Source organism: Micromonospora sp. WMMD987 (assembly GCF_029581435.1).
GTDB classification, from domain to species: domain Bacteria; phylum Actinomycetota; class Actinomycetes; order Mycobacteriales; family Micromonosporaceae; genus Micromonospora; species Micromonospora rifamycinica.
The window spans coordinates 5,632,501-5,658,825 of record NZ_CP120861.1 but is presented as its reverse complement, the minus strand read 5'-3'; the positions used below and the strand labels follow the sequence as shown (position 1 = coordinate 5,658,825).

The following is a 26,325-nucleotide window of genomic DNA, read 5'->3' as shown; positions in this document are numbered from 1 at the left end:
TCCTACACGGCGCGGAGCGTTCAGCGGGTACCCCGGATTAGTACGTGCAATCCCGGGTCCGATCAGGGACGATTGGCGCAGCGGATGACGGTGATCCCGCCGGAGCCGGTCGGTGTTCCCTGCTGCCCGAGGGTCGACCGGTGCTGCCAGCGGTGGGAGCGGCTGGACCGGGATGGTGAGCACGATGCCTGACATACGACCCACGGTGGGCTCCGGCGCGCTGGTTCTCAACGCCACCTACGAGCCGCTGTGTGTCGTGTCCGTGCGTCGAGCCGCGATCCTGGTGCTCACCGCCAAGGCCGTCTGCGTCGCCGACGGCGACGGCATCCTGCACAGCGCCCACGACGCGCTGCCCGTCCCCTCGGTGGTGCGGCTGACCCGGTTCGTGCGGGTGCCCTACCGCACCCACGTCGGGCTCTCCCGGCGGGCGATCTTCGCCCGCGACGGCAACCGGTGCGCCTACTGCCGGGGTCCGGCCGAGACCATCGACCACGTCTTCCCGCGCAGCCGGGGTGGTCGGCACGCCTGGGAGAACGTGGTGGCCGCGTGCGCCCGGTGCAACCACACCAAGGGTGACAAGACCCCGGCCGAGCTGGGCTGGCGGCTGCACAGCCTGCCGGCGGCACCGAAGGGCACCGCCTGGCGGGTGCTCGGTCACCGCGCGCCGGATCCGCGCTGGGCGGACTGGCTCGACCTGCGCGACCCGTTCCGCGAGGCCGAGGCGGCCTGACCGACCTCGCCGTCGGTCACGTCTCGCGCGGTCGGTCACGTCTCGCGCGGTCGGTCACGTCTCGCGCGGTCGGTCACGTCTCGCGCGGTCGGTCACGTCTCGCGCGGTCGGTCACGTCTCGCGCGGCTGGGTCGGGCCGCCGTGCCGTGCTGCCGTGCCGTTGGACGGTGCCGCCGTGCGGTGCCGCTGGCCCGGGCCGGGACCGGTGAGCCGGCCCGGGCCGGTCAGTCGGCCCGGACCAGGGTGGCGTAGACCACCAGGTTGTCGGCGTATCCGGTCTCACCCCCGACCCAGCGCCCGCCGCACGTGATCAGCCGCAGCCGGGGGCGGCTGAAGTCCCCGAAGATCTGGTCGACCGGGAACCGTTCCTTGCGGTACCGCTGGATTTCGTCGACCTCGAAGACGGCCACCCGACGATCGGCGCGGGTCACCTGGATCTCGTCGCCGTCGTGCAGCTCCTTGAGCCCGTGGAAGACCGCCGGCCCGGTGGTGGTGTCCACGTGCCCGACGATCACCGCCGGGCCGTACTGGCCGGGGGTGGGCCCCTGGTCGTACCAGCCTGCCTCCTGGGCGCGGGCGGTGTCCGGGACGGCGATGCTGCCGTCCGGGGCGATGCCGACCGGGTGCACCGTCGCCCGTAGGTCGATCCGCGAGATGGCGATCCGGGTCGGCGGGCTCCCGGACAGCACCGGGAACTTCTTCGGCGGCGGGCGCAGGCCGGCGATGAACCGGTCCGGCAGCACGCTGCGTCCGGTGACCCGTTCCACCCCGAGCATCGTCACGATCAGCAGCATCACGGCGGCTGTCGCCAGGACCGGTAGCCCCGGCCCGTGGCCGGCGAACCGGCCGCCGAAGGCCGGCTGCCGGGGCACCGGGCGTACCGGCCGGGCCTGGGTGACCGGGTCGGCGGTGGTCACGCTGGCGGAGAACGCCTGGCCGGCGACCCGGCGGAAGCGGGCGGCGGCCCGCCGGGACCGGCGGTGGATCCGGGCCGCGAGCCGGCGGGACCGGACGGCGAGCCGGCGGGACCGGCGGTGGATCCGGGCGGCGGCCCGCACGGTCCGGCGGGCCGCCGTCCGCAGCCGGCTGCCGGCCGGCCGGGACCGGCGGCGACGGGCGCGGGCCATGGCGACCGGTGGTCAGGCGCCGGGACGGGTCCGTCGGCGGTTACCGCCGAAGACGCCGAGCCCGGCGACCACGGCCACCACGGCGAGGCCGCCGACCAGCAACAGTGGACCGGTGCCCCGGTCGCCCACCGTCCCGCCCCCACCGGTGGCCGGTCCCTTGCTCGGCTGCGCCATGTTGAGCACGGTCAGCATGGTCGAGGCGGTGTTGCCGTTCGGGCACCGCAGGTCGACCGGGTAGTCACCGGGTTGCTTGTTGCCGGCGATGGTGACCGCGCCGGTGAGGAAACCGTTGTCGGGCCGCAGCACCACCCGCCCGAAGGCGTCCGAGTGCACGGTGGCCTGCTGGTTGTTGGTGTTGTCGCAGCTGGCCCGGACGGTGACCCGGGTGCCGGCCTGCGCGCTGTTCGGCGTGACCTCGACGAAGACGTTCTCGCCGGCCCGCGCCGCTGGCGCCGCGACCAGGACGAACGCCCCGACCAGGGCGAACATCGCCAGTACGGCGAAGACGACGGCGTGACGGTGCAGAGTGAGCCCCCGCATGGTTCCCCCCTCCCGGCGACGGTGCGCCGGAATCCAGCGACGGGTGTGCGGGCCTGCATTCCCGCTGGCCGGGGGGCAAACCCGGAGTCAGCGTCGCCGGTGACCCGGGGCGGACGGTCCGGTCGGCAACGGGGTGACCGGGTGCCACTGCAACGGGCTGGAGAGCACCATCGTGCTGGACGGCTGCCCGTACGGGGCGAGCCGGTCGATGACCGCCTCGAACTGCCCGATCGACCCGGTGGCGACCTTGAGCACGCTGCACGCGTCCCCGGTGATCCGGTGGATCTCCTGGATCTCCGGCCAGTCGACGACCTGCGGGTCGTGCAGGATGCAGCGGGAGCCGTAACAGGACATCCGGATCAGCGCCACCACCGGTCGGCCGGCACGGGCCAGGTCGACGTGGGCGTGGTAGCCGGTGATCACCCCGGACTCCTCCAGCCGGCGGACCCGTTCGGCGACCGCCGGTGGGGACAGGTGCACCCGCCGGGACAGCTCGCTGAACGACAGGCGCGCGTCGGCCTGTAACTCGCGCAGCAGCGCCCAGTCCATCTCGTCCATCCGGCGACCTTACCGTCGGCAGGTCAGAATGGTGGAGTGCCTTCAGCAGTAAAAGTGAGCAGTGGATTCCGCCGTCGAATCGGCATTCCGCCGTCGGCCCGCGCCGCGAGATCATGACGGAACCGGTATCCGGAGGAGGCGAGACGATGGAACAGACGGACCTGCGGGCGCGTACGCCGACCCCGGCGGTGCGTCCGGTCACCCCGCAGCAGCGTCGGGCGCGGGCCGCCCGCAACGGCGGCGAACCCACGCTGGAGTTCGCCGACCGGGTGCCCTACGACGCGTACGTGCACGCCAGCACCCTGCACACCCTCCAGCAGCCGCTCAGCGCCGATCCGGGCGAGATGTCGTTCCTGATGGTCAGCCAGATCATGGAGCTGTACTTCGGGCTGACCTGCCACGAGCTGCGACAGGCCCGGCAGGACCTGCGGGACGACCGGGTCTGGGCGGCGCTCGCCCCGCTACGCCGGGCCGCCCTGCACCTGGAGGGGCTCAACGCCGCCTGGCGCGGGTTGCGCTGGATGACCCCGGCCGACTTCAACCGGTTCCGCAACCTGCTCGGTGAGGGTTCCGGCTTCCAGTCCGCGATGTACCGGCAGCTGGAGTTCCTGCTCGGGCTGCGCGATCCGGCGCTGATCCGCCCCTTCCGCCGGCAGCCCCAGGTGTACGACGAGCTGCGCGCCGCGCTGGCCGTACCAAGCCTCTGGGACGAGGTGGTCGCCCTGCTCGGCCGGCACGGTCACGACCTGCCCGCCGAGTTGCTCGACCGGGACGTCGCCGGGGAGCACCTGCCGCACCCCCGGGTCGAGGCGGCCTGGCTGGCGGTCTACGACGACGACGGACCCGACAACCACCTGCGGCAGCTCGGCGACGCGCTGGCCGACGTGGCCGAGCAGTTCGGCGACTGGCGCTGGAACCATGTCAAGGCCGTCCAGCGCACCATGGGCGCCAAGGTCGGCAGCGGCGGGTCCGCCGGGCTGGCCTGGTTGCAGCGCAGCATGTCCCGGGTGGTCTTCCCGGAGCTGTGGTCGGCCCGTACCGCGATGTGATCCTCCTGACGGTCGGACCCGCCCCGCCGGGGAGACGGGTCCGACCGGTGGGTGGTCAGGAGTGCGGGCAGGTGTCCCGGTACTCCTCGATCGCGCTGCCCCGGGGAGCCGGGCAGAGGAACTGGTCGTAGCGGGTGTCGTCGTCGACGAACCGCTTCAGCCAGGAGATGCTGTACTTCGCCACCGTGACGTTCGCCGAGGTGGGCGCGGAGTGACCGGCGGCGTTCAGCTCCAGGTACGCCTTGTCCAGGCTGGCCGGCAGGCTGGTGTAGAACGGCTCCGAGTGCGACGACACCGGCGCGGTCGAGTCGTTCTCCGCGCCGACCACCAGCGTCGGCACCCGTACCGACGACCAGTTCTTCACGGTGTGCCAGCCGGTCAGCGGGATGGCCGCCTGCAACGCCGGCCGGGTGTTGGCCGCCGACAGGCTGCCGCCGCCGCCCATCGAGTGCCCCATCACCGCGAGCCGGTTCCGGTCGATCCGGGTACGCACCGCGCTGCTGCCGGTCAGGTAGTCCAGCGCGGCGAGCAGTTGGGTGCCCCGGGAGGCCGGCTGGTCGTACACCGAGAGGGTGTCGATGGTGATCACCACGAAGCCCTGCGAGGCCAGCCGGGGGCCGAGCCAGGCGACGCTGGACTGGCTGGCGGTGTAGCCGGGGGAGATGGCCACCGCGCCGAAGGTGCCCTCGGCGGTGCTGGTGGGGTAGTAGACGGTGCCGCCCCGGAAGCCGCTCACCGCCGACGCGGCGACGGTGCTCTGGGCGATGGCGAACGGACCACGGCTGGCTTCGATGCTGCTCACCGTGGGGGCGGGGCCGCGCTCGTAGGGATTGGCGGCGACCGCGGTGACGGTTCGGCCGTCGACGGCCGCGGCGGTCGCGCCCGGCGCGGCGAGCGTCCCGGTGCCGACCAGCGCGAGCGCCAGCAGGGGACGGGCGACCAGCCGGGGCCACGGTCGGCGGGGACCGGACCGGACGGGGTGGGGGTGGAGGGCGGGTACGGGTTGCACGGGTACTCCCTGGGGGTGGCGGACCGGATGCGACCGACCTCGGTCGATCGACTGGGGTCATCCTCCGCGCCCCGCCGCGCCGTCCGGCAATCCCGATCGGGTCATGTCAGCGGAAGATGGGGCGGACGCCACACCCGCCCCGCCCGTGTCGCCCCGGCGCACCGCGCGCCGAACCGGCAGGATGGGGGCGCGCGACCCGACTCGTCGCCACCGCGACGTCACTGGGACACTGGAGTGACAGGTGGGATCGGCACCCCGCAGGCTCGCGGGGGGTCGGCTCCGCTAACGTGAATGGCAGCGGACTCGGGAGCTCGATGCCATGCTCGTCCACCCGACCCGGAAGCTCTGGTCTCTCTTACCGCCTGGGGGCGTTGGGATTGTCTGTCACTGACACGTTGCTGATCTTCGTCGGCATCCCGGCGGCGGTGGTGCTGGTGATCGTCGGGCTGGTCTACGCCGCCAACCACGGCAGCGGCGGCGGCGCCAAGCGCTACCGCCCCGGTCGACGCTTCGACTTCACGCCGGTCTGGTTCCTGGGCCGCCCGGAGCAGTTGGCCGACTCGGCCGGCACCGCCCTGGCCGCCGGTGCCCAGGCGCCGGCGCTGACCAGCCACAAGCAGGAGCAGGCCGGCATCGAGGCGCCGGCCGGTGGAACCGGAGGCGCAAGTGACCGTTGGTGAGCAGGTTGACCAGGCCGGGACGGGCACCCCACCCGAGGTGCTGGACGGGCCGTTCTCGACCCGCCAGCTGCTGCGCATCGACGAGGCGCTGCGCCTGGCCGACCAGGGCAGCGGCCTGGTCTTCTCGGTCTATGTCGGCGGCCTCGACGAGCCGGTCCGGGAGCACGCCGAGCGGCTGCACCGCCAGCTCGCCGAGCCGGACCGTTCCGTGCTGATCGCCGTGTCGCCCAACCAGCGCCAGCTCGAGGTCGTCACCGGCCGGTACGCCCGCAAGCGCATCCCCGACACGTACGTGAAGCTGGCCGCGCTGTCCATGGTGGCGTCGTTCGGCGGCGGCGACCTGGCCGGCGGCATCATCCAGGGGCTCGACCAGCTCGCCAGCCACGCCGGCCGGGGCTGAGCCCACACCCGCACGTCCCGATCCGTCCGGAGCCCGGCCCGCGCCCCGCGGGCCGGGCTCTGTCGCGTCCACCGCACCCGCCGGTGCCGAGCAGGTCGTCGTGCGCTCCCTCGGGCCGGCGTGGGCTCGCACCCGCGCCGGCCCCGGGCCGTGCCACCTCGACGTCAGCCGCTGCGGGCGTCCCGCGCGCGGGCCTTCAGCGCGCGGACCACCCCGTCGCGCCCCTCGGCCACCAGCCGGCGCAGCGACGCCGGGTGGCCGTCGCCGGCCAGCCACGCGTCGGTGGCCGCCACCGTCTCCTCCTCGACCAGATACGCCGGGTACGCGAGCTGCACGAACTCCTGCGCCGGCTCGCTGTCCCGCTGCGCCCACACCTGCGCCACGGTGGCGAAGTAGCGCTCCCGGTACGGCGCGGTCAGCGCGACCTGCGCCGGGTGGGTCAGCCCCTGCAACAGCGCCCGGTTGCGCCAGTTCGGCAGCGCGTCGGCACCGGTCAGCAGGGCCCACACCGCAGCCTTGTTCTCCTCGGTCGGCACCAGCGCGTGCGCGTACGCGGCCTCCCGCTCACCGGAGGCCGTCCGGTCACCGGCCAGCTCGGCCTCGATCTCGGCGGTGCCGGCGGCCCCGTTGGCCACCAGCGACTGCAGGACCGTCCACCGCAGCTCGGTGTCGATGGTCAGCCCGGCCGGCACGCCGGTGCCGGCCAGCCAACCGCGCAGCGTCGCCAGGTCCTCGTCGGAGCGGGCCGCCGAGGCGTACGCGCGGGCCCAGGCGAGCTGGAAGCCGCTGCCCGGCTCGGCCGCCGCCAGGGTCGCCTTCGCGGTCCGCGACAGCGCGGCCCAGCCGGTCGGCGCCCAGGCCGGGTCGGCGTAGAAGACCAGCGCGGTGCTGGCCTGCCGCAGGGTGGCGGTGACCAGGTTGATGTCGGCCTCGGCGGGCAGCCCGGCCAGCACCAGCGCCACGTAGTCGCGGGCGGACAGCTCGGCGTCCCGGAGCATGTCCCAGGCCGCCGTCCAGCACAGCGCCCGGGCCAGCGACGACTCGAAGCCGGCGATGTGCGGCACCACGGTGGCCATCGACCGCTCGTCGAGCCGCAGCTTGGTGTACGTCAGGTCGTCGTCGTTGAGCAGCAGCACGTCGGCGGCGGGCCGGCCGCGCAGCGCCGACAGCTCGGTCTTCTCCCCGGTGACGTCCACCTCGATCCGTTCCCGGCGGACCAGCCGGCCGTCGGTGAGGTCGTACAGGCCGACCCCGATCCGGTGGGTGCGCAGCGTCGGGTGGCCGGCGGGTGCCTCCTGCCGGACCACTACCCGCTCGTAGTCGCCGTCGGCCCCGATGGCCACCTCGGGGCGCAGGGTGTTGACCTGGGCGGTCTCCAGCCACTGGGCGGCGAACTTGCGCAGCTCCCGGCCGGAGGCCGTCTCCAGCTCGGTGAGCAGGTCGTCGAAGGTGGCGTTGCCCCAGGCGTACTTGCCGAAGTACGCCCGCAGCCCGGCCAGGAACGGCTCCTCGCCGACGTACGCCACGAGCTGCTTGAGCACGCTGGCGCCCTTGGCGTACGTGATGCCGTCGAAGTTGACCTCGACCGCCTCCAGGTCCGGCATCTCGCAGTAGACCGGGTGGGTGGAGGAGAGCTGGTCCTGCCGGTAGCCCCAGTTCTTGCGGATCGACAGGAAGGTCGTCCACGCCTCGGAGAACCGGGTGGCGTGGGTGTTGCACCAGTGGCTGGCCCACTCGGCGAACGACTCGTTGAGCCACAGGTCGTTCCACCAGCGCATGGTGACCAGGTCGCCGAACCACATGTGGGCCAGCTCGTGCAGGATCGTGTTGGCCCGCTGCTCGTACTCGAAGTCGGTGACCTGCGAGCGGAACAGGTAGTGCGACTCGGCGTGGGTGACGCAGCCGAAGTTCTCCATCGCGCCGGCGTTGAAGTCGGGCACCCAGAGCTGGTCGTACTTGGGCAGCGGGTAGCGCACCCCGAACTGCTGGTGGAAGAAGTCGAAGCCCTGCCTGGTGACCAGGAACAGGTCGTCGGCGTCCAGGTGGGGCGCCATCGAGGCCCGGCAGAAGACCCCCAGGTCGATGCCGTCGTGGCTGTCCCGCACCTCGTGGTACGGGCCGGCGCAGAGCGCGGTGATGTAGGTGCTCATCCGCACCGAGGTGGTGAAGTGGACGGTCTTGAGCCCCTCGCCGGCCGGTTCCTCCCGTTCGGCGGGCATGTTGGAGACCACCCGCCAGTGCGCCGGGACGGTGGCGTGCCAGGTGTACACGCTCTTGAGGTCGGGCTGGTCGAAACAGGCGAACACCTTCTGCGCGTCGGCCGTCTCGAACTGGCTGTAGAGGTACGTCTCACCGTCGACCGGGTCGACCGTGCGGTGCAGGCCCTGGCCGCTGTTGGAGTAACCGAACTCGGCGTCCACCACGAGCACGTTCTCGGCGGCCAGCCCGGTCAACGCCAGGCCCTTCTCGGCCGACCAGCCGGCCAGGTCCACCGGCTCGCCGTTCAACGTGGCCGCGTGCACCGACTCGGCGGCGGTCTCGATGAAGGTACCGGCGCCCGGTTCGGCGCAGCGGAACCTGACCTCGGTCACCGACCGGAAGGTGCGGGCCTCGGCCTGCACCGCGGTCGACAGGTCGAGGTCGATGTCGTACCCGGTGACCTCCAGCAGGCGGGCCCGCTCGGTGGCCTCGGCCTGGGTCAGGTTGCGCACTCCTGGCACTTTCGTCTCCATCCCACTCTCGCCGCCTCACGGCTGCGCCAGCCCCTGCCGGCCGCTCGTGGCGGCGACCCGAGCCGAGTCTTCCATGCACCGACCGTGCGGTGGTCGACGTCACGCTCTCATTCCGCTACCGATCGGTGCCGTCCGGGGTGAGTATCGAAAGGCCAGCCTGCCGGGCCTGCCGGCAGGCCCGGCCCGAGGAAGGGATCCCGCCGTGACCGAACGTGTCGCCGTCGACATGTGGTTCGACCCGCTCTGCCCGTGGGCCTGGATCACCTCCCGCTGGCTCCTGGAGGTCGAACAGGTCCGGGACGTGGAGATCCGCTATCACGTGATGAGCCTGGCGGTGCTCAACGAGGGTCGGGAGCTGCCCGAGCAGTACCGGGAGATGATGAAGCGGGGCTGGGGGCCGGTGCGGGTCTGCATCGCCGTCGAGCAGGCGCACGGCGGCGCGACGCTGGCGCGGCTCTACACCGCGATGGGCACCCGGATCCACCCCGGCAAGGAGCCGCTCGGCCGGGAGATGATCACCGCCGCGCTGGCCGACGTCGGGCTGGACCCGGCCTTCGCCGACGCCGCCGACTCCACCGCGTACGACGAGGCGCTGCGGGCCAGTCACGAGGCCGGCATGCGACCCGTCGGCACCGACGTCGGCACCCCCGTGGTGCACGCGCCCGGCCCGGACGGCGCCACGGTCGCCTTCTTCGGCCCGGTCGTCACCCCGATCCCGAAGGGCGCGGACGCCGGCCGGCTCTGGGACGGCGTCCTGCTGGTCGCCGGTACCCCCGGTTTCTACGAGCTGAAGCGCTCCCGCGAGCTGGGTCCGATCTTCGACTGACCGGCCCGGGGGCGGACCCGGGCGGCGGCACGGTTCATCTGGTGGACCGGCCCCGGGGTCGGCGTGATGGTGGGGGCCCGCGCCGGTAGCGTCAAGCCCCATGACGGTCGTGCATCCGATCACCCGGGCCTGGATCACCACTGGCGGCACCGGCGCGCAGAACTACGACGAGTTCGCCGACGACGCGGAGATCACCGCGATCATCGAGGCGAACCCGCACAGTGCCCTCGGCATCGAGATGCCCCACCGGGCGCCGGAGAGTCTCGGGAAGTCCTTCCTCGACTCGCTCGGCGACGCGGCGGCCCGGCTCACCGAGGCGAAGGCCGACGGCAGCTACACCCCGGCCGAGCAGGTCGTCGTCCTCTACCGGATCAGCGCCCCGGACGAGGATCCGGCGTACGGGCTGTTCGCGATGGTCGACACCGACCAGATCTCCACCAGCGCCGACGAGCCCGGCCTGGTGATCCGCAACGAGGACGTCTTCATCGCCAAGGTGCGGGAGCGGGTCGCCCTGGCCGAGGCGCTGGGTCACCTGCTCTCGCCCGTACTCCTGTTGCAGACCGGGCGGGGCGACGAGCTGCACGCCGCGCTCGCGGCGGCGACCGACGCGGCCGGCGTGCCGGCGGCCACGGACACCGACCAGGCCGGCCGGACGCACGCCATCTGGCTGCTCGGCCCCGGTCCCGAGCAGGACGCGCTGACCGCGCTGGCCGGCGGCGGCGAGTTGGTGGTCGCCGACGGCAACCACCGCAGCCTGGCCGCGCAGACCGGCGGCTTCGCGCGCTTCCTCTCCGTGATCACCACCCCGGCCTCGGTCGCCATCCAGCCCTACAACCGCCTGGTCAGCGAGCTGACCAGCACCCCCGGCGAGCTGCTCGACCGGCTCCGCGCCGCCGGGGCGCAGCTCGCCCCGATCGACGGCCCGGTCGAGGTCCCGGCGGCCGGCGGCACCGTGCACCTCCGGCTCGCCGGCCAGGGGTACGCGGTGACCCTGCCGCACGACGCGGAGGCAGCCCGGCTGGAGAACCTCGACCACGCCCTGGTCGAACGGCTGCTGCTGCGCGACGCCCTCGGCCTCGACCCGGGCGACAAGCGGATCACCTACGTCGGCGGCGACTACCCGGCGAGCTGGCTCACCGGCGAGGTCGACGCCGGCCGGGCCGAGCTGGCCATCCTGATCGCCCCGGTGACCGTGGACGACTTCGTCGCGGTGAACCTGGCCCGGGAGAAGATGCCCCGCAAGAGCACCTGGTTCACCCCGAAGGCGCGCGGCGGTCTGGTCGTCGCCGAACTGCCCCAGTGACCGTGTGACGAATCCGCCCCGGCACGCCGCCCCCACGGCGGGCCGGGGCGCGGCCCTGACAGACTGCCCGGTATGCGCGTCTACCTGGGATCCGATCACGCCGGCTTCGAGTTGAAGGTGCACCTGGCCAATCACCTGGCCAAGCAGGGATACGAGCTGGTCGACGTCGGCCCGCACGCCTTCGACCCCGACGACGACTACCCGACCTTCTGCCTGCACACCGGTGACCGGGTGGTGGCCGACCCGGGCAGCCTGGGCGTGGTCATCGGCGGCTCCGGCAACGGCGAGCAGATCGCCGCCAACAAGGTCGTCGGCGTCCGGGCGGCGCTGGCCTGGAGTGTCGAGACCGCCCAGCTCGGTCGGCAGCACAACGACGCCAACGTGGTGGCCGTCGGTGCCCGCCAGCACACCCTGGACGAGGCCGCCGCCATCGTCGAGGCGTTCCTCACCACCCCGTTCTCCGGCAACGAGCGGCACGGTCGCCGGATCGCCCAGGTGGCCGAGTACGAGCGCACCCGCGAACTGCCCGACCTGCCCTGACGTTCCCCGACAACACCGACCGGGCCGGCCGCCGGCTGGCCCGGTCCCGGCCAGCTCCCCGGCCGACCCGGCGCGGGTGAGGCCCGACCCCCGGGTGACCCCTCAGGTCAGCGGGCCGCGCGTTCCCCGGCCGGCGTCCGTCACCGGGCCGAACCTTCCCGGCCGGCGTCCGTCACCGGGCCGCGCGTTCCCGGCCGGCGTCCGGTCACCGGCCCGAGCGGGGCAGGTCCTCCCGGGGCACCCAGTTCCGTCGGATGATCACCAGCCGTTCCTCGGCCTCGGCCAGGTCCTGCTCGGTGGGCCGGGCCGCGTCCCGGGCACGCAGCCCCGCGCTCACCCCGACCTGCGACGAGCCGGAACCGACCAGCCCCCGCAGGCCCCGTTCGCCGTCATCGCCGCCCGGACCGCCCCGCCGGGGCCGGGGTGCGGCAGCCCCGTCGTGCACCTGAGCGGTGACCGCCGCCGGTGGCCCGTCCGTGCCGTCCGCCGGCTGGGGTGAGTGCCGTAACCGGCGTCGCCGCCGCTCCGCATCCGCCATCTGCCGACCGTACCGCCCGGCGGCCCCGGGCCGGGCCGGGCACGGCGGTTTGTCCGCTCGCTACCCTCGAAGACGGTGGACCGGTCGACGGCCGGCGCCGGTCATGGGGAGGAAACGAAATGGCAGACCAGACACAGCCGTGGGCCGAGCGGACCGTCGAGGTGCCGCCCCAGCCCGGTGTCGGGGTGCCGCCGCAGCGGGATCCGTTCCGCCGGGGCGTCGCCTCGGTGGGGCAGCCCCGGGCTCCGCGCACCGAGCCGTTCCCCGTGGTCGAGCACGACGACCACGGCTGGGCCGAGCCGGCCGCGCCGCGCCGGCCGATGAGCTGGCACGTCGAGCAGTTGCGCCGGGGCGGTGAGTGGAGCGCGGCCGGTGCGCTGTTCGCCTTCGTCTGCTGGGGCATCTGGGCCATCTCCGGCCGGGGCGACCTGGGCGCTCCACTGCTCGCCTTCCTGCTCAGCCTGCTGGTGGCGGCCGGCCTCTTCGCGCTGTCCCGGCTGCTCGGGCGGGTCGTCCTGGAGCGCCAGCTCGGCCGCGTCCGCCGCAGCGCACGCGGCGCGCACCTGGTGACGGGGATCTTCCTGGCCGGGGTCGGCATCGCCTACCTCCAACAGACCCAGTGGGTGATGGACGCCTGGAACTTCCTCACCGGCAACTGACCGCACCGCCACCGGCAACCGAGGGAACCGCCGGCCGGTAGCTGGGCGAACCGCCGTCGGTGGCTGAGTGACCACCGGCGGGGGCGCGGGTGGTGACCCGGTACGGCGGGCGGGCCGGGTGATGACCCCGGTCCGCCCGCGTCCGGTCGCGGGGTTGACCCACGACGCCGGTCGACTCCACCAGGCCGGGCGCTGTCTTACCCCGCCGAGCCCCCTTCATCCCCCTCCGGCGGGTGACCCTGTGCCCGCGTCGTGGCTGCCCACGGGCGGGGACGCGGTCGTATGACCCCATCGGTATGTTGAGCATCGTCGATCTAGGGCTCTAGGCTCCCGCCATCGAACCGGCGCTCCACCGGCGCCGCCGAAGGTTGGAGGCCCAGTGAACCGTTGGCGCAGTCTCATCGGCCGGACGGCCGCCGCGATGGTGGCGATCACCGCCGGCCCGCTCGTCCTGACCGCCCCGGCCACCGCCGCGCCCACCCCCGACGCGGCCCCGTCCGTCGTCGGCGGCACCCGGGCGGCCCAGGGCGAGTTCCCGTTCATGGTCCGGCTCTCCATGGGCTGCGGCGGGGCGCTCTACAGCCCCCGGCTGGTGCTCACCGCCGCCCACTGTGTGAACCGCACCGGCACGAACACCAGCATCACCGCCACCCTCGGCGCGGTCGACCTCCAGTCGAGCAGCCGGATCCAGGTCAAGTCCAACTACGTCTACCGGGCGCCCGGCTACAACGGCAGCGGCAAGGACTGGGCGCTCATCCGGCTCGCCACCCCGGTCACCTCGCAGGCCACCCTGCCCATCGCCACCAGCACCGCGTACGACAGCGGCACCTTCACCGTCGCCGGCTGGGGCGCGGCCCGTGAGGGTGGGGCGCAGCAGCGTTACCTGCTCAAGGCCACCGTGCCCTTCGTCAGCGACGCGAGCTGCTCCGCCTCCTACCCCGGTGACCTGATCGCCGCCGAGGAGATCTGCGCCGGCTACCCCAGCGGCGGCACCGACACCTGCCAGGGCGACTCCGGTGGCCCGATGTTCCGTCGGGACGCCGCGAACGCCTGGATCCAGGTGGGCATCGTGAGCTGGGGCGACGGCTGCGCCCGACCCAACGCCCCCGGTGTCTACACCCAGGTGAGCACCTTCGCCGCGTCGATCGCCTCGGCCGCCGCCAGCCTCGGCGGCTGACCGGCCCGGCACGCGCACCCGTTCCCGTCGCGCCACCGACCGCCACCCCGGCCGTCGGTGGCGCGACCGTGTCCGCCGCCCCGGCCGGTCCCCGCTCAGCCGTCGCCGGCGAACCGGTACAGCACGAAGTCGCGCTCGGCCCCGCACACGATCGTCGAGGTGTTCCAGGAACACGACTCGCTACGGACGCCCTGGAGCTGGCCCATCTCGGTCAGCTCGCCGGAAGTCGACACCCCGGCGATGCTGCGGTCGTCCTCGTAGCTGCTCGGGGTCTCCGCGAAGACCAGCAGGTTGCCGGCGTCGACCCGGACCGCCGTACCCTTCCGGTCGGCCAGCACCGCCTTGCCGGCCGGGTCGAAGAGGCTGACCGTGGCCTTCGGTGAGTCCCGCCGGACGAGCAGGTGCTCGCCCACCGGCACCAGGTCGCGGCCACCCGCCGCCGGCCACCGACGACTGTCCTTGCCCTCGGTGGCGGCGACCACCTCGGTCCGCTCGGTGTCCCCGTCCGGGACCTCGAGCAGGCACGCCCGGTGCTCGCCGCAGGCCACCAGTCCGGTGACCCGCCGCTGGTCGCCCGCGCTGTGGAGCACCGTCGGCTCGGCGAGGCTGCCCAGGTCGTACCCGAGGAGCTTGTACCCCCGGTCCTCCTCGACGAGGTACAGCCGGTCGGCGTGGGCGACCATCCGGTCGCTGACGTCGGCGACCCCGTCGCGGCGGCGCAGCACCTTCCCGCTGTTCATGTCGAGCACCCGGACCGACCGGTCGGCGCCCACCTGCACCAGCCGGTCGGCGTCACCCCGCCACGGGGTACGGGGAGTGCCGTCGAACTCCGCTGGACCGGCCGCGCCCGGCCCGGTGCCGACCGGCAGCACCGTGCTGCGGGTGTCGCCGTACTCGCTGCGCGGGTTGGGCTGCTCCCACTGCTGCCTGCCGTCGCGCAGCCGCAGGCCGACCAGGCGGCTGCCGCCGCCGTCCACCCACACCAGCGTGTCGGAGGTGACGTGCACCGCGTCGTCCCCGTGCACCGGCAGCCGCCACCGTTCCCTGCCGGACCCGGCGTCGAGCACCACCACGTCCCGTGGCGTGCTGGCACCGGCGGCGTCCGCGACGGCCAGCACCGCCCCGGGCACCGCCCGGACCCCGGCCCACCGCTGGGCGCCCGTCGCGATGGTGTTCCGCCAGGCCGGTTTCCCGGTGCCGGCGTCGACCGCGACCAGCGTCAACCGGTCGTCGGGGAGCTGGTAGGCCAGGTACGCGCGGTCGTCGGCCACGGCGGTGAACATCGCCGTCGAGCGGCCCCCGTCGGCGGCGGGCCGGGCCACCTCGGTCAGGATGTGGAACTCCAACGCCGGGTAGCGGTCCCGGGTGAACCAGAACGTCGCCGCACCCAGCACGCCGACCAGCGCCAGGCCCGCGCCGAGCCCGATCCACCACGTCCGACGTCCGCGCCGCACCGGCTCCACCGGCGGTCCGCCGACTCCCGGCGGGCCGGGCAGGTGGTTGGCGACGGGCGGGCCACCGGCGTCGACCGTCGCCCCCACCGGGTGACCGCCCTGACCCGGTACGCCGACGGGCGCGGGAGCGACCGGCGTGGCCAGCAGCGTCCCGCCGGTCGCCGCCGCCGGCAGCACGCCGGACGGTCCGACGGGGGTACCGGACGGTCCGGCGGGAGTGCCGCCCGGGCCGACGGGCGTGCCGGGCGGGGCGACGGGGGTGCCGGGCGGGGCGAGGGCCGCCGCGCCGGCCGCTGCGGGGCGGCTGCCGCGGCGGGGCAGCGGCAGGTCGGTGAGCGCGCCCTCGGCCACCGGCAGCTCGGGCTGCTCCAGCACGGTCGGCGCGATGCCCAGCTCGGCGTGCAGCAGCCGGGCGACCAGCGGAACCCGGGACGAACCACCGACCAGGAAGAGTCCGGCGAGCCGGTCCGGGGTGAGCCCCGCCTCGGCGACCACCTCCCGGGTCCGGTCGACGGCCCGGGTCAGCAGGGGAGTGGCCAGCCGCTCCAGATCCTCCCGGGTGAGCGGCACGGTGGCCTCCAGGCCCGGCACCGCGACCGGCGCGACGGCGACCCGGGACAGCATCTCCTTCGCCCCGCGTACGGCGTCCCGGAGCTGCTGCCGGTCCCGCCACTGGGCGGTCGTCTCCGGCCGGGTCAGCCGGTCCCAGAGCGCCGGATGCTCCCCGCCGACCAGCTCACCGAGCCGGCCGAGCAGGGCCTCGTCGAGGTCGAGCCCACCGAGGTCGGCCATCCCGCCGGTGGCGATCACGGTGAATCCCGAGTCGCCCCACGGGTCGGCGCCCTCGTTGCGGACGACCGCCACGTCCAGCGTGCCGCCGCCGAAGTCGAACACCGCGACCGACTCGCCCACCGGCACCGGCCGGCGCAGCACCTCGGTGTAGTAGCGGGCCGCCGCGACCGGTTCCCGCAGCAGCCGGGTGCCGGTCGGCACCGGGCCGGACATGGTGTGCTCGGCCGCCGACGGCCACCCGGCCAGGCCCAACGCGTCGTGCAGGACCTGCCGCCGGGGGGCCTGCCAGGCGGCGGGATAGGTGATCACCGCCGGGGGCAGGAAACCCACCGTCGCCACCGCCTGCTCGGCGACCGCCCACAGGGTCGCGGCGAGCAGCTCCGCCGGGGCGTACGACCGGTCGCCGAGGGGCACCGCCGGCTCGTCCACCCGACGCTTCGGGTTCGGCTCGTACCGGGCCGGGTCCGCCTGGGCCAGCCGTTGGGCGTCCCGGCCGACGTGCAACCGGCCGTCGGTGTCGGCGTAGACCCCGGAGGGCAGGATCGGCTGGCCGTCGACGAGCAGCGGCCGGGTCCGCCCGTCCGGCCAGCGCAGCACGGCCACGGTGTTGGAGGTGCCCAGGTCGACCCCGAGGGCGTATCCGTCCTGCTGGCCTGCCATCGGTCGCTACCTCCACCGGGACGAGGGGATGCCCGGTCCCGCATGGTACGTCTCCCGCGCCGCCCCGGGCTCCGGCCGGTCCGGCCCGCCGACCGTCGCCCCGGCCCCCGGCCCGTCGCGGGGTGTCGGACCGGGGCGGGGTCAGCCCCGGTGGCCCGGCTCGCGGGGTGGGATCGTGTCGGCGTAGGAGCCGGCCGGTCCCGCGTAACGCCTCCCGTCGCGGTACGGCCAGGCGTTGGCGGTGCAGCCGTGCAGGCCCAGGGTCTGCTGCTGCATCACCGGCGCGGGTCGACCCCGCCCCGGGCACCGCTCGTGGCCGTGGCCGAGCCGGTGTCCGACCTCGTGGTTGACCACGTACCGCCGGTAGGTCCCGAGGTCCGCGCCGTAGCCCGGTGCGCCCTTCACCCAGCGGGCGACGTTGACCACCACCCGGTCGCCGTTGCGGCACGAGGTGTAGCCGTCCGCCGCGTCCCCGCACAGCTCGTCGCGGGTGCCCGGCGTGGCCAGGTGGACGGTGAAGTCGGCGGGTCCGCCGGGGCCGACCCGCCACAGGCGCAGTCTCCCGCCCCCGGCCCAGCCCTGCGGGGCGGTCAACGTCGCGCCGACCTCGGCCGCGAACTCGGCCACCGGCAGCCCCCGGATGTCCCGCTCCACCGCCACCCGGTACCGCAACAGCCGCCCGGTGCCGCCCGGGGCCGCCGGCTCCCCGGCCGCGACCTGCCAGCGGTTGCTCCCGTCCGCCGGATAGCTGACCGGCGCGCTCCCGACCCGGCCCGCCGCCGCCCCGCCCCCCGCCGCGACAGGTCCGCCGGCCGCTGCCGCCGGTCCGCCGGTCACGGCCGTCGGCCCGGTCACCGCTGCCGGGTCGATCGGTGCCGCCATGGTCCGGTGGTCCCGGTCGGCCGGTGCCACCGTGGCGGCCCGGTCCACCGCCGTGGGCGCCCCGCAACCGGCCAACCATCCCGCCACCAGCAGCGTTGCCGTCGGTCGGCGGAACCGGCCGCTGTCCCGGTGCGCGCTACCCTTCGTCGCCATGACGCTCCCTCCGCCCCGCGCCGGTCGGCTACGGGCAGGAGGAAGGACGGGCGGTCGGCGGCAGGAGTTGATCCGCCCCGGACTCAACCTTTCGGTGGTCCGACCCGTCCTGTGCGTCGTGGGATGCGGGAAGAGCGGGCATGGCCCGGGGTGACGCCGAGTTCGTCGAGTTCGCCCGGTCGGCCTCCGGGCGGTTGACGCATGCCGCCTTCCTGATGACCGGCAACCACCACCAGGCCGAGGACGCCGCGCAGACCGCGCTGGTCCGTACGTACGCGTCGTGGTCCCGGATCCGCGACGAGGACGCCTACGGGTACGCCCGGACGGTGCTGGTCAACCACCTCGTCGACGGGTGGCGGCGGCCGATCCGCGAGTACCCCACCGACGAGTTGCCGGAGCAGCGGCTCGGTGACGTCGCCGAGGACGTCGCCACCCGCCGCTGGCTGCTCGCCATCCTCGGCGCGCTCAGTGCCCGGGAGCGGGCCATCGTCGTGCTCCGCTACTACTTCGACCTACCGGAGGCGCAGGTGGCCCGCGAACTGGGCGTATCCCTCGGCACGGTGAAGAGCACCAGCTCCCGGGCGTTGCAGAAGCTCCGCGCCACCGGGACCCCGGCGACCCAGGGGAGCGGCCGATGACCGAGCTGGAGCAGCTGCGCCGGGCGATGCGGGCGACCGAACGACCGTACCCCGAGGATCTCGACCTGACCGTGATCATGCGGGACGGCCGGCGGCTGCGCCGACGCCGTCGGCTCGTCGGCGTGGGCGCGACGGCGCTGGTCACCGTGCTGGTGGCCGGCGGCGTCGGGCTCGGCGTGCGGTGGGCCCGGCCGCCGGGGCCGGACCGCCCACCCGCCGGCGTCGCCGCCCCCGGCGGTGTGTCCCCGGCCACCCCGCCGGGACCTGCCCCCAGCGGCGCCTCTCCGGCCACCCCGCCGGGATCCGCCCCCGGCGGCGCGTCCCCGGCCACTCCACCGTCGGGATCCGCCCCCACCCGGTGGGATCCCCACCGACGGCCGGTCGGCGACGTGGTGGACGCCGGCATCTGGTACGGCGTCGACCAGCGGGTGTACTACGTGGTGGCGGTCGACCTGCCGGAGGCGCCCGGGGTGCGGATCGGACTGATGGCCGGTCGGCGTACCCCCGCCGGGGAGCTGACCGACGACATCGTCGTCAACGACGTGCGGGGCAGCGACCGACGACCGGGTTTCCACGAGATCGGGTACGACGAAGCGACCCCCTCGGCCGCCCGCCCGTCGGTGCCGACCTTCGGCTACTTCGTCGGCCCGGCGAGCCGGATCGTCGGCACCGTCGACGGTCGACAGGTCGAGGCCCGGCTGGCCCGGTGGAGCACCGACCCGGAACTGGTGATCTTCTGGTTCGACCCGGCCGACCTCACTCCCGGCGTGCGCCTCGACGGCATCGTCGCCCGCGACCGCTCCGGCCGCCTGCTCTGAGCCCTGTCGCCCCTTCAGTCGCTGCTTGTATCGTGCCGGGCGTGACGCGCTCCGACTGGTCAGACATCCGTGGACGGCTCGCCCGGCTGGCCGCGACGCCCGGCTCCGATGCCGTGTTCGGTGCCGGCGACCACGGGTGGGAGCTCGAACCACCCCTGACCGCCGCCGAGGTGGCCGAGGTGGCGGAGCAGCTGCGGGTGGAGCTGCCCGCCGAGTACCTGTCGTTCCTGCGGGAGGCGGGTCGGGGCGGCGCCGGACCGGCCTACGGGCTGTTCCCGGTGCGCCGGCGTGACGGGCGGTGGCGGTGGGAGGGCGACGGGGCGGACCTCACCACGGTGGCGGCGCTCGGGCGTCCCTTCACCCACGTCGAGGCGTTCAATCCGGCCGACGGGCTCCCCGCCGAACCCGACGAGGACGACTACGACTCGGAGGAGGCGTTCACCGCCGCGCAGGACGCCTACTGGGAGCGGTACGAGCAGGTCGTCTACACGCCGGAGAACTCGGTCGGCCTGCTGTACCTGTGCCATCTCGGCTGTGCGTTGCGGGAGGCGCTCGTCGTCAGCGGTCCCACCCGGGGGCAGATGTGGGCGGACGACATCGCCGAGGGCGGCGGGTTCCGGCCGCTGTACGACGACGACGGCACGCCGCTCGGCTTCGCCCGCTGGTACCGGCGCTGGTTGGAGGCGGCCGAGCGCCGGGCCGCACCCGGCTAGCCGTCCCGGTCGACGGTGAAGGGGCGGTATCCCGGTGGCAGTTCGCTGACCCGAAGGTCGGAGAAGACCAGGGTGAGCACGTGGGCGTTGGTTTCGATCACCACCTCGTGGAAGTCGAGTCCGGTCGCCTCGGCCCAACTCCGCGCGGTGGCCGAGTCCGCCACGACGCGGGCGCCCGGGTAGAGTGCGTGCCACTTCACCCCCCAGACGTAACCGTCCAGGTCGACGCCGGTCCGGTGGTCGATCAGGCGCTCGTCCAGGGAGGCCCGCCAGGTGACCGGTGGGACCGACGTCCGGCAGCGGGCCTCGACGCAGTACCGGAACAGGTAGCGCAGGGTCGTCGGCGCGATCCCGGTACGGGGGTCGGCGGTCAGGTGGACGATGACCTCGTAGTCCCGCATGTAGTCGGTGAACGCGTGGTACACCAGCGCGTGGTCGAACACGTCGTCGAGGGCACGGCCGAGCGTCGCAGGGTCCATGGCCCAGTTCTACACCCCGGTCGACCCGCCGCCGCTCCGGTCTGACCGGCGGATCAGTCCGGTCTGCCCCGGACGGCTCAGGACGCGCGGCCCGGGTCGCCGGGCGGGTGCTCCTCGGGCCGGGGTGGCCGGACGTGCCGCAGGTCCTTCGGATCGGCCGCGCCGTGGGCAGCGAAGTTGCGGCGGGCGTCGAGCAGGCTCAGGCCCCGGTTCGGCCCGCCGCGCACCCGGCCGGCGTCGTGTTCGTCCTGACCGTCGTCCTCCCAGAAGCAGACGTCGCAGATCTCGTAGCCGCCCCGCTCACCGAGGGTCAGAAAGCCACAGCAGGGGCACGCGTACGGTCCGTCCTCCGGCCCCCGGTGCACGGAGACGAACCGTCCCGCGTCGTCGCTCATCACGACATCGAGCCTGCCATGCCCCGACACCGACCGCCGGCCCACCGGCATCGGGAAGCCGCCACGCCATGGCGGCCACGAGCACCGGTACCCGGTACGGGGTGGGCGGGAGCGCGATCGACTCGTGACCTGGCTCGGGGAAGTGTGGAGCGGGCGACGGGAATCGAACCCGCACCGTCAGTTTGGAAGACTGAAGCTCTGCCATTGAGCTACGCCCGCGTACGCCCGGCATCCCGGGACGCGCCGCCAGCCTACCCCCACCCCCCGGCTCCCGCGCACCGGCATTCCCACCCCGCCCCGGCTTCTGCCCGCCGCCGCTCTCCACGCCGCTCCGCTGCGGTGCCGGGGGATGCCCCGGGGTACCGGGTGGGGCGCGACGGCATACACTTCTTTGGCCACGGGGTGTGGCGCAGCTTGGTAGCGCACTCGCTTTGGGAGCGAGGGGCCGTGGGTTCAAATCCCGCCACCCCGACTGCGTGCGCATCCGGGCGACCCCGGGTGACGCCGATTCCGTGCGGTACGCCGGGCGCTGCCGGAGCAGCGTCCCGGCTCGCCTACACTCGATGCGCACAATCACGCCCAGGTCCAACCCGTCCAGACCCAAACTGAGATCCGTCAAGGAGTACGCCTGTGAAGAGCACCGTCGAGACTCTGAGCCCGACGCGCGTGCGGCTCGCCATCGAGGTGCCGTTCGTCGAGCTCGAGCCGAGCCTCAAGAAGGCGTACCGGGAGATCGGCCAGCAGGTCCAGGTTCCCGGCTTCCGTCGGGGCAAGATCCCGGCCGCCGTGATCGACCAGCGGGTGGGCCGGGGCACCGTGCTCAACGAGGCGGTGCAGGAGGCCATCCCGCAGAACATCCTCGCCGCGGTCCGCGAGCACGACCTCAAGACGCTCGGTCGCCCCGAGGTCGAGATCACCGAGTTCAACGACGGTGACTCGCTCAACTTCACCGCCGAGGTCGACGTCCGGCCGGAGCTGACCCTGCCGGACCCGGCCACCGTCGAGGTGACCGTGGACGAGCTCCAGATCGACGAGAGCGAGATCGACGAGCAGGTCAAGAACCTGCGCGAGCGGTTCGCCACGCTCAAGACCGTCGAGCGGGCCGCCGCCGAGGGTGACTACGTGCAGATCGACCTGAACGCGACCGTCGACGGCGAGGACGTGCCGGGCGGTTCGGCGAGCAACATCTCGCACGAGGTGGGCAGCAAGCAGCTCCTGCCGGGGCTGGACGAGGCCCTGGTCGGTCTCGCCGCCGGTGACGACACCACCTTCACCACCCAGCTGGTGGGCGGCGACTTCGCCGGCCGCGACGCGGAGGTGGCGGTGACCGTCCGTACGGTCAAGGAGAAGGAGCTGCCCGAGCTGGACGACGACTTCGCCCAGATGGCCAGCGAGTTCGACACCATCGACGAGCTCCGCGCCGACCTGCGGGAGAAGGTCAGCCGGGGCAAGCGGGTCGAGCAGATCTACGCCGCCCGGGACAAGGCCCTGGAGCAGCTGGTCGCGGCCGCCGAGGTGCCCGCCCCGGAGGGTGTCGTCCGCGAGGAGGTCGAGAGCCGTAAGCAGGCGATGGTCGACCAGCTGGAGCGGATCGGCGCCTCGATGGAGGAGTACCTCGCCGCCGAGGAGAAGACCGAGGAGCAGATCGACGCCGAGTTGACCGAGGCGGCGACCGAGGGCGTCAAGATCCAGCTGCTGCTGGACACCCTGGCCGACGCCGAGGACACCCAGGTCTCCGACGACGAGTTCGGGCACGAGATCGTCCACCGGGCGCAGCGCGCCGGGATGGCCCCCCAGCAGTACTACGACCAGCTGGTCCGCTCCGGTGCCGCCGGTGCCGTCTTCGGCGACGTGCGGCGCGGCAAGGCGCTCGCCTCCATGATGGAAAAGATCACCATCAAGGACGCGGCCGGCAACGAGGTCACCCTCGACGCGCTGCGGGCCGAGAGCGAGCAGGCGCACGACCACGACCACGAGCACTGATCCACACCCGGTAGGCCGCCGTCCGCCCGTTGCGGCAGACGGCGGCCGAACCCCTTTTCCGGGTACGTCCCGAGCCAGCTGCGCTGAGAGCGAACAGTGCCGCGACCGGGAGTCGATCACCCGGTCGAGCGGTTAATGTCGGGGACGACGGTACGGAGAGCGAAGGGCTGCCATGACCGACATGCACATCCCAGCGAAGCCGCTCCGGGCGATCGAAGCCCGAGGTGGCGACACCATTGGCAACCTCGACGACTCGGTCTACAACCGGTTGCTCAAGGAACGCATCATCTTCCTCGGCAGCGAGGTGAACGACCAGGTCGCCAACCGCATCTGCGCCCAGCTGCTGCTGCTCGCGGCGGAGGACCCGGACCGCGACATCTTCCTCTGGATCAACTCGCCGGGTGGCTCGGTCTACTCCGGCATGGCGATCTACGACACCATGCAGTACATCGACAACGACGTGTCGACCGTGGCGATGGGCATGGCCGCCTCGATGGGTCAGCTGCTGCTCTGCGCGGGCACCAAGGGCAAGCGGTACGCCCTCCCGCACGCGCGGATCATGATGCACCAGCCGTCCGGTGGCCTCGGCGGCACCGCGTCGGACATCGCGATCCAGGCCGAGCAGATGCTCTACACCAAGCGGATGTTCCAGGAGCGGGTCGCCCACCACACCGGGCAGAGCCAGGCGCAGATCGAGGCCGACTCGGACCGGGACCGTTGGTTCACCGCCCAGGAGGCGATGGACTACGGCTTCATCGACAAGGTGATCATCGGGGCCACGCAGGTTCCGGATGGCGCCGGGACCCTGAGCTGAGGAGCTGACGATGACCGACCTGAGCCTGCCGCCCCAGTTCGCGGCCGTGCACAACCGTTACGTCCTGCCGTCGTTCGTCGAGCGCACCTCGTACGGGGTCAAGGAGTCCAACCCGTACAACAAGCTCTTCGAGGACCGGATCATCTTCCTCGGCGTCCAGGTCGACGACGCGTCCGCCAACGACGTGATGGCGCAGCTGCTGACGCTCGAGGGCACCGACCCGGACCGCGACATCATCATGTACATCAACTCGCCCGGTGGTTCGTTCACCGCCATGACGGCGATCTACGACACCATGCAGTACGTCCGGCCGGACATCTCCACGGTCTGCCTGGGTCAGGCGGCCAGCGCGGCGGCGGTGCTGCTGTCGGCGGGCACGCCGGGCAAGCGGATGGCGCTGCCCAACTCGCGGATCATCATCCACCAGCCGGCCACCGAGGGCGGCTACGGGCAGGGCTCGGACATCGAGATCCAGGCCCGGGAGATCCTGCGGATGCGTACCCAGCTGGAGGACATGCTCTCCCGGCACTGCAACCGCCCGATCGAGCAGGTTCGCAAGGACATCGACCGTGACAAGATCATGACGGCCGAGGAGTCCAAGGAGTACGGGCTGGTCGACACCATCCTGACCAGCCGCAAGAAGGGCCTGCTGGCCGCCAACGCGGCCCGCTGAGCAACCTCGGGTCGGGGGTCGGCCGGGCGGCACAAACCCGGCCGACCTCTGACACGCCCGTTTTGGGGGTCGGAGAAACCTCCGCCAGCGGGTAACGTCGGGTCCGTACGGCGTGGCCGGGTCGGACCGGCGGAACGGATTTCACCACGGACGGGCGCCCCGCGCCCGCGGTTCAGGGCCGGGTTCCGGTCGACGAGTGCAGGGAGAACGTAGGTGGCACGGATCGGTGACGGCGGCGACCTACTGAAGTGCTCGTTCTGCGGCAAGTCGCAGAAGCAGGTCAAGAAGCTCATCGCAGGGCCAGGTGTCTACATCTGCGACGAGTGCATCGATCTCTGCAACGAGATCATCGAGGAGGAGCTGGCCGAGTCGGGCGAAGTGAAGTGGGAAGAGCTTCCCAAGCCCATGGAGATCTGCCAGTTCCTCGACAACTATGTCGTCGGTCAGGACCAGGCCAAGAAGGCGCTCGCGGTCGCGGTCTACAACCACTACAAGCGGATCCAGGCCGAGGCGGCCAACGCCCCTGGCTCCGGCAACGACGCGGTCGAGCTGGCCAAGTCCAACATCCTGCTGCTCGGCCCCACCGGCTGCGGCAAGACACACCTGGCGCAGACCCTGGCCCGGATGCTGAACGTGCCCTTCGCGATCGCCGACGCCACCGCGCTGACCGAGGCGGGCTACGTCGGCGAGGACGTGGAGAACATCCTCCTCAAGCTGATCCAGGCCGCCGACTACGACATCAAGCGTGCCGAGACCGGCATCATCTACATCGACGAGGTCGACAAGATCGCCCGCAAGTCCGAGAACCCGTCGATCACCCGGGACGTCTCCGGTGAGGGCGTGCAGCAGGCCCTGCTCAAGATGCTGGAGGGCACGGTGTCGAACGTGCCGCCGCAGGGCGGACGCAAGCACCCCCACCAGGAGTTCATCCAGATCGACACCACCAACGTGCTGTTCATCTGCGGTGGTGCCTTCGCCGGTCTCGACCAGATCATCGAAGCCCGCACCGGGTCCGGCGGCACCGGCTTCGGTGCCCGGCTCCGGTCGGTCTCCGAGCGTTCCACCGACGACATCTTCAGCCAGGTGATGCCGGAGGACATGCTCAAGTTCGGGCTGATCCCCGAATTCATCGGCCGGCTGCCGGTGATCACCAACGTGCGCAGCCTGGACCGCTCCGCCCTGGTCCGGATCCTCACCGAGCCCCGCAACGCCCTGGTCCGGCAGTACCAGCGGCTCTTCGAGCTGGATGGCGTCGAGCTGGAGTTCGAGCCGCCGGCGCTGGAGGCGATCGCCGACCAGGCGATGCTCCGCGGCACCGGTGCCCGTGGCCTGCGCGCGATCATGGAGGAGGTCCTCCTCTCCGTGATGTACGAGGTGCCGAGCAACCCGGACGCTGCCCGGGTGCTGATCACCCGCGAGGCGGTCCTGGAGAACGTCAACCCGACCATCGTGCCGCGCGAGTTCACCGGCCGGCGGGCCCGTCGCGACCGCGAAGAGAAGTCGGCCTGACCGGCCGCTCCCGCACCACCCTTCGGCAGCACGGCTCCGGCGCCCCGGGGCCGTGCTGCCGCGTGTGCGGGGCGGCACACACCGCTGACCACGGGCGGATCAGCTCGTCACCGGCTGTTCCGGGCCGGCTTCCGCCCGTACTCTGATCATCATGCGTGTCGCCGTCTGTCAGCTCAACGCCCGCGACGACCGGCGGGCGAACCTGGCCGCCGCCGAGGCCCTGCTGGTCCGCGCCGCGGCGGCCGGTGCCGACCTGGCGGTCCTTCCCGAGTACGTCGACTATCTCGGCCGTGCCGACGGGATGCCGGCGGCCGAGGGGGTGGACGGCACGGTGGGGACGTTCTTCGCCGACGTGGCCCGCCGCCTCGGGATCTGGGTGGTCGCCGGTTCCTTCCACGAGGTCGGGCCGGACCCGGCACACACCTGGAACACGTCGCTGGTCTTCGACCGGTCCGGCACGCTCGCCGCCAGCTACCGGAAGATCCACCTGTACG

Annotated in this window: 27 protein-coding genes and 2 tRNA genes (1 of these 29 only partly in view); 18 read left to right on the top strand and 11 right to left on the bottom strand. The window is 73.2% G+C overall.

Annotation, left to right across the window (positions count from 1 at the left end; all coding sequences use genetic code 11):
* Positions 1 to 184: 184 nt before the first annotated feature.
* Positions 185 to 730, top strand: a complete 546-nt coding sequence (locus O7612_RS23855; RefSeq protein ID WP_282267500.1) for an HNH endonuclease — start codon at positions 185 to 187, stop codon at positions 728 to 730.
* 224 nt (positions 731 to 954) lie between these two features.
* Here O7612_RS23855 and O7612_RS23850 read toward each other — a convergent pair whose 3' ends face one another.
* The 3 genes from O7612_RS23850 to O7612_RS23840 all read right to left on the bottom strand — a co-directional run bounded on the left by O7612_RS23850 (position 955) and on the right by O7612_RS23840 (position 2,955).
* Complete coding sequence (locus tag O7612_RS23850) at positions 955 to 1,857, bottom strand: class F sortase (protein ID WP_282267497.1); 903 nt, start codon at positions 1,855 to 1,857, stop codon at positions 955 to 957.
* A 12-nt stretch (positions 1,858 to 1,869) separates the two neighbouring features.
* Complete coding sequence (locus O7612_RS23845; protein ID WP_282267495.1) at positions 1,870 to 2,397, bottom strand: hypothetical protein; 528 nt, start codon at positions 2,395 to 2,397, stop codon at positions 1,870 to 1,872.
* Between the two features lie 87 nt (positions 2,398 to 2,484).
* The gene (locus O7612_RS23840; RefSeq protein WP_282267493.1) at positions 2,485 to 2,955 is read right to left on the bottom strand and encodes an Lrp/AsnC family transcriptional regulator; all 471 of its coding nucleotides are present in this window, start codon (positions 2,953 to 2,955) and stop codon (positions 2,485 to 2,487) included.
* A gap of 146 nt (positions 2,956 to 3,101) precedes the next feature.
* Between O7612_RS23840 and O7612_RS23835 the strand changes: the two genes are divergently transcribed.
* Entirely contained in the window at positions 3,102 to 4,004 is a 903-nt protein-coding gene (locus tag O7612_RS23835) for a tryptophan 2,3-dioxygenase family protein (protein WP_282267491.1), read from the top strand.
* A gap of 55 nt (positions 4,005 to 4,059) precedes the next feature.
* On the opposite strand, the gene O7612_RS23830 is transcribed toward O7612_RS23835, so the two are convergent.
* A complete protein-coding gene (locus O7612_RS23830) occupies positions 4,060 to 5,013 on the bottom strand; it encodes an alpha/beta hydrolase (RefSeq protein ID WP_282267489.1) in 954 nt (317 codons plus the stop codon).
* 395 nt (positions 5,014 to 5,408) lie between these two features.
* Between O7612_RS23830 and O7612_RS23825 the strand changes: the two genes are divergently transcribed.
* Together O7612_RS23825 and O7612_RS23820 are read left to right on the top strand one after the other, a co-directional pair.
* Positions 5,409 to 5,693, top strand: a complete 285-nt coding sequence (locus tag O7612_RS23825) for a hypothetical protein (protein WP_282274022.1) — start codon at positions 5,409 to 5,411, stop codon at positions 5,691 to 5,693.
* Positions 5,680 to 6,093, top strand: coding sequence for a DUF5130 family protein (locus O7612_RS23820; protein ID WP_067310697.1), 414 nt, complete (start codon positions 5,680 to 5,682; stop codon positions 6,091 to 6,093). Before O7612_RS23825 ends, O7612_RS23820 begins: the two co-directional genes overlap by 14 nt.
* 164 nt (positions 6,094 to 6,257) lie before the next feature.
* Here O7612_RS23820 and pepN read toward each other — a convergent pair whose 3' ends face one another.
* The gene (pepN, locus tag O7612_RS23815; protein ID WP_282274021.1) at positions 6,258 to 8,804 is read right to left on the bottom strand and encodes an aminopeptidase N; all 2,547 of its coding nucleotides are present in this window, start codon (positions 8,802 to 8,804) and stop codon (positions 6,258 to 6,260) included.
* A 223-nt stretch (positions 8,805 to 9,027) separates the two neighbouring features.
* On the opposite strand from pepN, the gene O7612_RS23810 reads away from it, so the two are divergent.
* The 3 genes from O7612_RS23810 to O7612_RS23800 all read left to right on the top strand — a co-directional run bounded on the left by O7612_RS23810 (position 9,028) and on the right by O7612_RS23800 (position 11,494).
* Positions 9,028 to 9,651 carry a DsbA family protein gene (locus tag O7612_RS23810; protein WP_282267486.1) on the top strand — a complete coding sequence of 208 codons (624 nt, stop codon included), beginning with the start codon at positions 9,028 to 9,030 and terminating at the stop codon, positions 9,649 to 9,651.
* Positions 9,652 to 9,751: 100 nt separating this feature from the next.
* Entirely contained in the window at positions 9,752 to 10,954 is a 1,203-nt protein-coding gene (locus tag O7612_RS23805; protein ID WP_282267484.1) for a DUF1015 family protein, read from the top strand.
* Positions 10,955 to 11,026: 72 nt separating this feature from the next.
* Positions 11,027 to 11,494 (top strand): ribose-5-phosphate isomerase, encoded by a 468-nt coding sequence (locus tag O7612_RS23800; RefSeq protein ID WP_282267482.1) that lies wholly within the window; start codon positions 11,027 to 11,029, stop codon positions 11,492 to 11,494.
* Between the two features lie 205 nt (positions 11,495 to 11,699).
* On the opposite strand, the gene O7612_RS23795 is transcribed toward O7612_RS23800, so the two are convergent.
* Positions 11,700 to 12,032, bottom strand: coding sequence for a hypothetical protein (locus tag O7612_RS23795; RefSeq protein WP_282267480.1), 333 nt, complete (start codon positions 12,030 to 12,032; stop codon positions 11,700 to 11,702).
* 119 nt (positions 12,033 to 12,151) lie between these two features.
* Here O7612_RS23795 and O7612_RS23790 point away from each other — a divergent pair, with 119 nt between their 5' ends.
* Both O7612_RS23790 and O7612_RS23785 read left to right on the top strand, forming a co-directional pair.
* Positions 12,152 to 12,691, top strand: coding sequence for a hypothetical protein (locus O7612_RS23790; RefSeq protein WP_282267478.1), 540 nt, complete (start codon positions 12,152 to 12,154; stop codon positions 12,689 to 12,691).
* Between the two features lie 379 nt (positions 12,692 to 13,070).
* Positions 13,071 to 13,868, top strand: coding sequence for a serine protease (locus tag O7612_RS23785; protein ID WP_282267476.1), 798 nt, complete (start codon positions 13,071 to 13,073; stop codon positions 13,866 to 13,868).
* A gap of 95 nt (positions 13,869 to 13,963) precedes the next feature.
* On the opposite strand, the gene O7612_RS23780 is transcribed toward O7612_RS23785, so the two are convergent.
* Together O7612_RS23780 and O7612_RS23775 are read right to left on the bottom strand one after the other, a co-directional pair.
* Positions 13,964 to 16,774 (bottom strand): Hsp70 family protein, encoded by a 2,811-nt coding sequence (locus O7612_RS23780; RefSeq protein ID WP_282267475.1) that lies wholly within the window; start codon positions 16,772 to 16,774, stop codon positions 13,964 to 13,966.
* Positions 16,775 to 16,915: 141 nt separating this feature from the next.
* Positions 16,916 to 17,809, bottom strand: coding sequence for a DUF3152 domain-containing protein (locus O7612_RS23775; protein ID WP_282267474.1), 894 nt, complete (start codon positions 17,807 to 17,809; stop codon positions 16,916 to 16,918).
* A gap of 140 nt (positions 17,810 to 17,949) precedes the next feature.
* Here O7612_RS23775 and O7612_RS23770 point away from each other — a divergent pair, with 140 nt between their 5' ends.
* From O7612_RS23770 to O7612_RS23760, 3 genes are read left to right on the top strand one after another with little or no spacing between them, the layout of a single operon-like run.
* On the top strand, positions 17,950 to 18,447 hold the full coding sequence (locus O7612_RS23770; RefSeq protein ID WP_282267472.1) for a SigE family RNA polymerase sigma factor: 498 nt from the start codon (positions 17,950 to 17,952) through the stop codon (positions 18,445 to 18,447).
* Positions 18,444 to 19,265, top strand: coding sequence for a hypothetical protein (locus tag O7612_RS23765; RefSeq protein WP_282267470.1), 822 nt, complete (start codon positions 18,444 to 18,446; stop codon positions 19,263 to 19,265). The genes O7612_RS23770 and O7612_RS23765 overlap by 4 nt, the downstream gene beginning before the upstream one ends.
* 41 nt (positions 19,266 to 19,306) lie before the next feature.
* On the top strand, positions 19,307 to 19,978 hold the full coding sequence (locus tag O7612_RS23760; RefSeq protein ID WP_282267468.1) for an SMI1/KNR4 family protein: 672 nt from the start codon (positions 19,307 to 19,309) through the stop codon (positions 19,976 to 19,978).
* Here O7612_RS23760 and O7612_RS23755 read toward each other — a convergent pair.
* The 3 genes from O7612_RS23755 to O7612_RS23745 all read right to left on the bottom strand — a co-directional run bounded on the left by O7612_RS23755 (position 19,975) and on the right by O7612_RS23745 (position 21,071).
* The gene (locus tag O7612_RS23755) at positions 19,975 to 20,457 is read right to left on the bottom strand and encodes a hypothetical protein (protein ID WP_282267467.1); all 483 of its coding nucleotides are present in this window, start codon (positions 20,455 to 20,457) and stop codon (positions 19,975 to 19,977) included. The two genes, O7612_RS23760 and O7612_RS23755, sit on opposite strands and share 4 nt — an antisense overlap.
* A 77-nt stretch (positions 20,458 to 20,534) precedes the next feature.
* Complete coding sequence (locus O7612_RS23750; RefSeq protein WP_282267466.1) at positions 20,535 to 20,852, bottom strand: CPCC family cysteine-rich protein; 318 nt, start codon at positions 20,850 to 20,852, stop codon at positions 20,535 to 20,537.
* A 145-nt stretch (positions 20,853 to 20,997) separates the two neighbouring features.
* Positions 20,998 to 21,071 (bottom strand) — tRNA-Gly (locus tag O7612_RS23745).
* A 179-nt stretch (positions 21,072 to 21,250) separates the two neighbouring features.
* Here O7612_RS23745 and O7612_RS23740 point away from each other — a divergent pair.
* From O7612_RS23740 to O7612_RS23715, 6 genes are all read left to right on the top strand, one after another.
* A tRNA-Pro gene (locus tag O7612_RS23740) sits at positions 21,251 to 21,324 on the top strand.
* Positions 21,325 to 21,482: 158 nt separating this feature from the next.
* Entirely contained in the window at positions 21,483 to 22,835 is a 1,353-nt protein-coding gene (tig, locus tag O7612_RS23735) for a trigger factor (RefSeq protein ID WP_282267465.1), read from the top strand.
* A gap of 172 nt (positions 22,836 to 23,007) precedes the next feature.
* Positions 23,008 to 23,649, top strand: coding sequence for an ATP-dependent Clp protease proteolytic subunit (locus O7612_RS23730; RefSeq protein WP_067310650.1), 642 nt, complete (start codon positions 23,008 to 23,010; stop codon positions 23,647 to 23,649).
* 10 nt (positions 23,650 to 23,659) lie between these two features.
* Positions 23,660 to 24,322 carry an ATP-dependent Clp protease proteolytic subunit gene (locus O7612_RS23725; RefSeq protein ID WP_030333536.1) on the top strand — a complete coding sequence of 221 codons (663 nt, stop codon included), beginning with the start codon at positions 23,660 to 23,662 and terminating at the stop codon, positions 24,320 to 24,322.
* 213 nt (positions 24,323 to 24,535) lie between these two features.
* Complete coding sequence (clpX, locus tag O7612_RS23720) at positions 24,536 to 25,831, top strand: ATP-dependent Clp protease ATP-binding subunit ClpX (protein WP_282267463.1); 1,296 nt, start codon at positions 24,536 to 24,538, stop codon at positions 25,829 to 25,831.
* A gap of 151 nt (positions 25,832 to 25,982) precedes the next feature.
* Positions 25,983 to 26,325, top strand: partial view of a carbon-nitrogen hydrolase family protein gene (locus tag O7612_RS23715; RefSeq protein ID WP_282267461.1) — the 5' portion only. It continues 455 nt past the right edge of the window; the window shows 343 of its 798 coding nt (coding positions 1–343); its start codon is at positions 25,983 to 25,985; its stop codon lies off the right edge, out of view.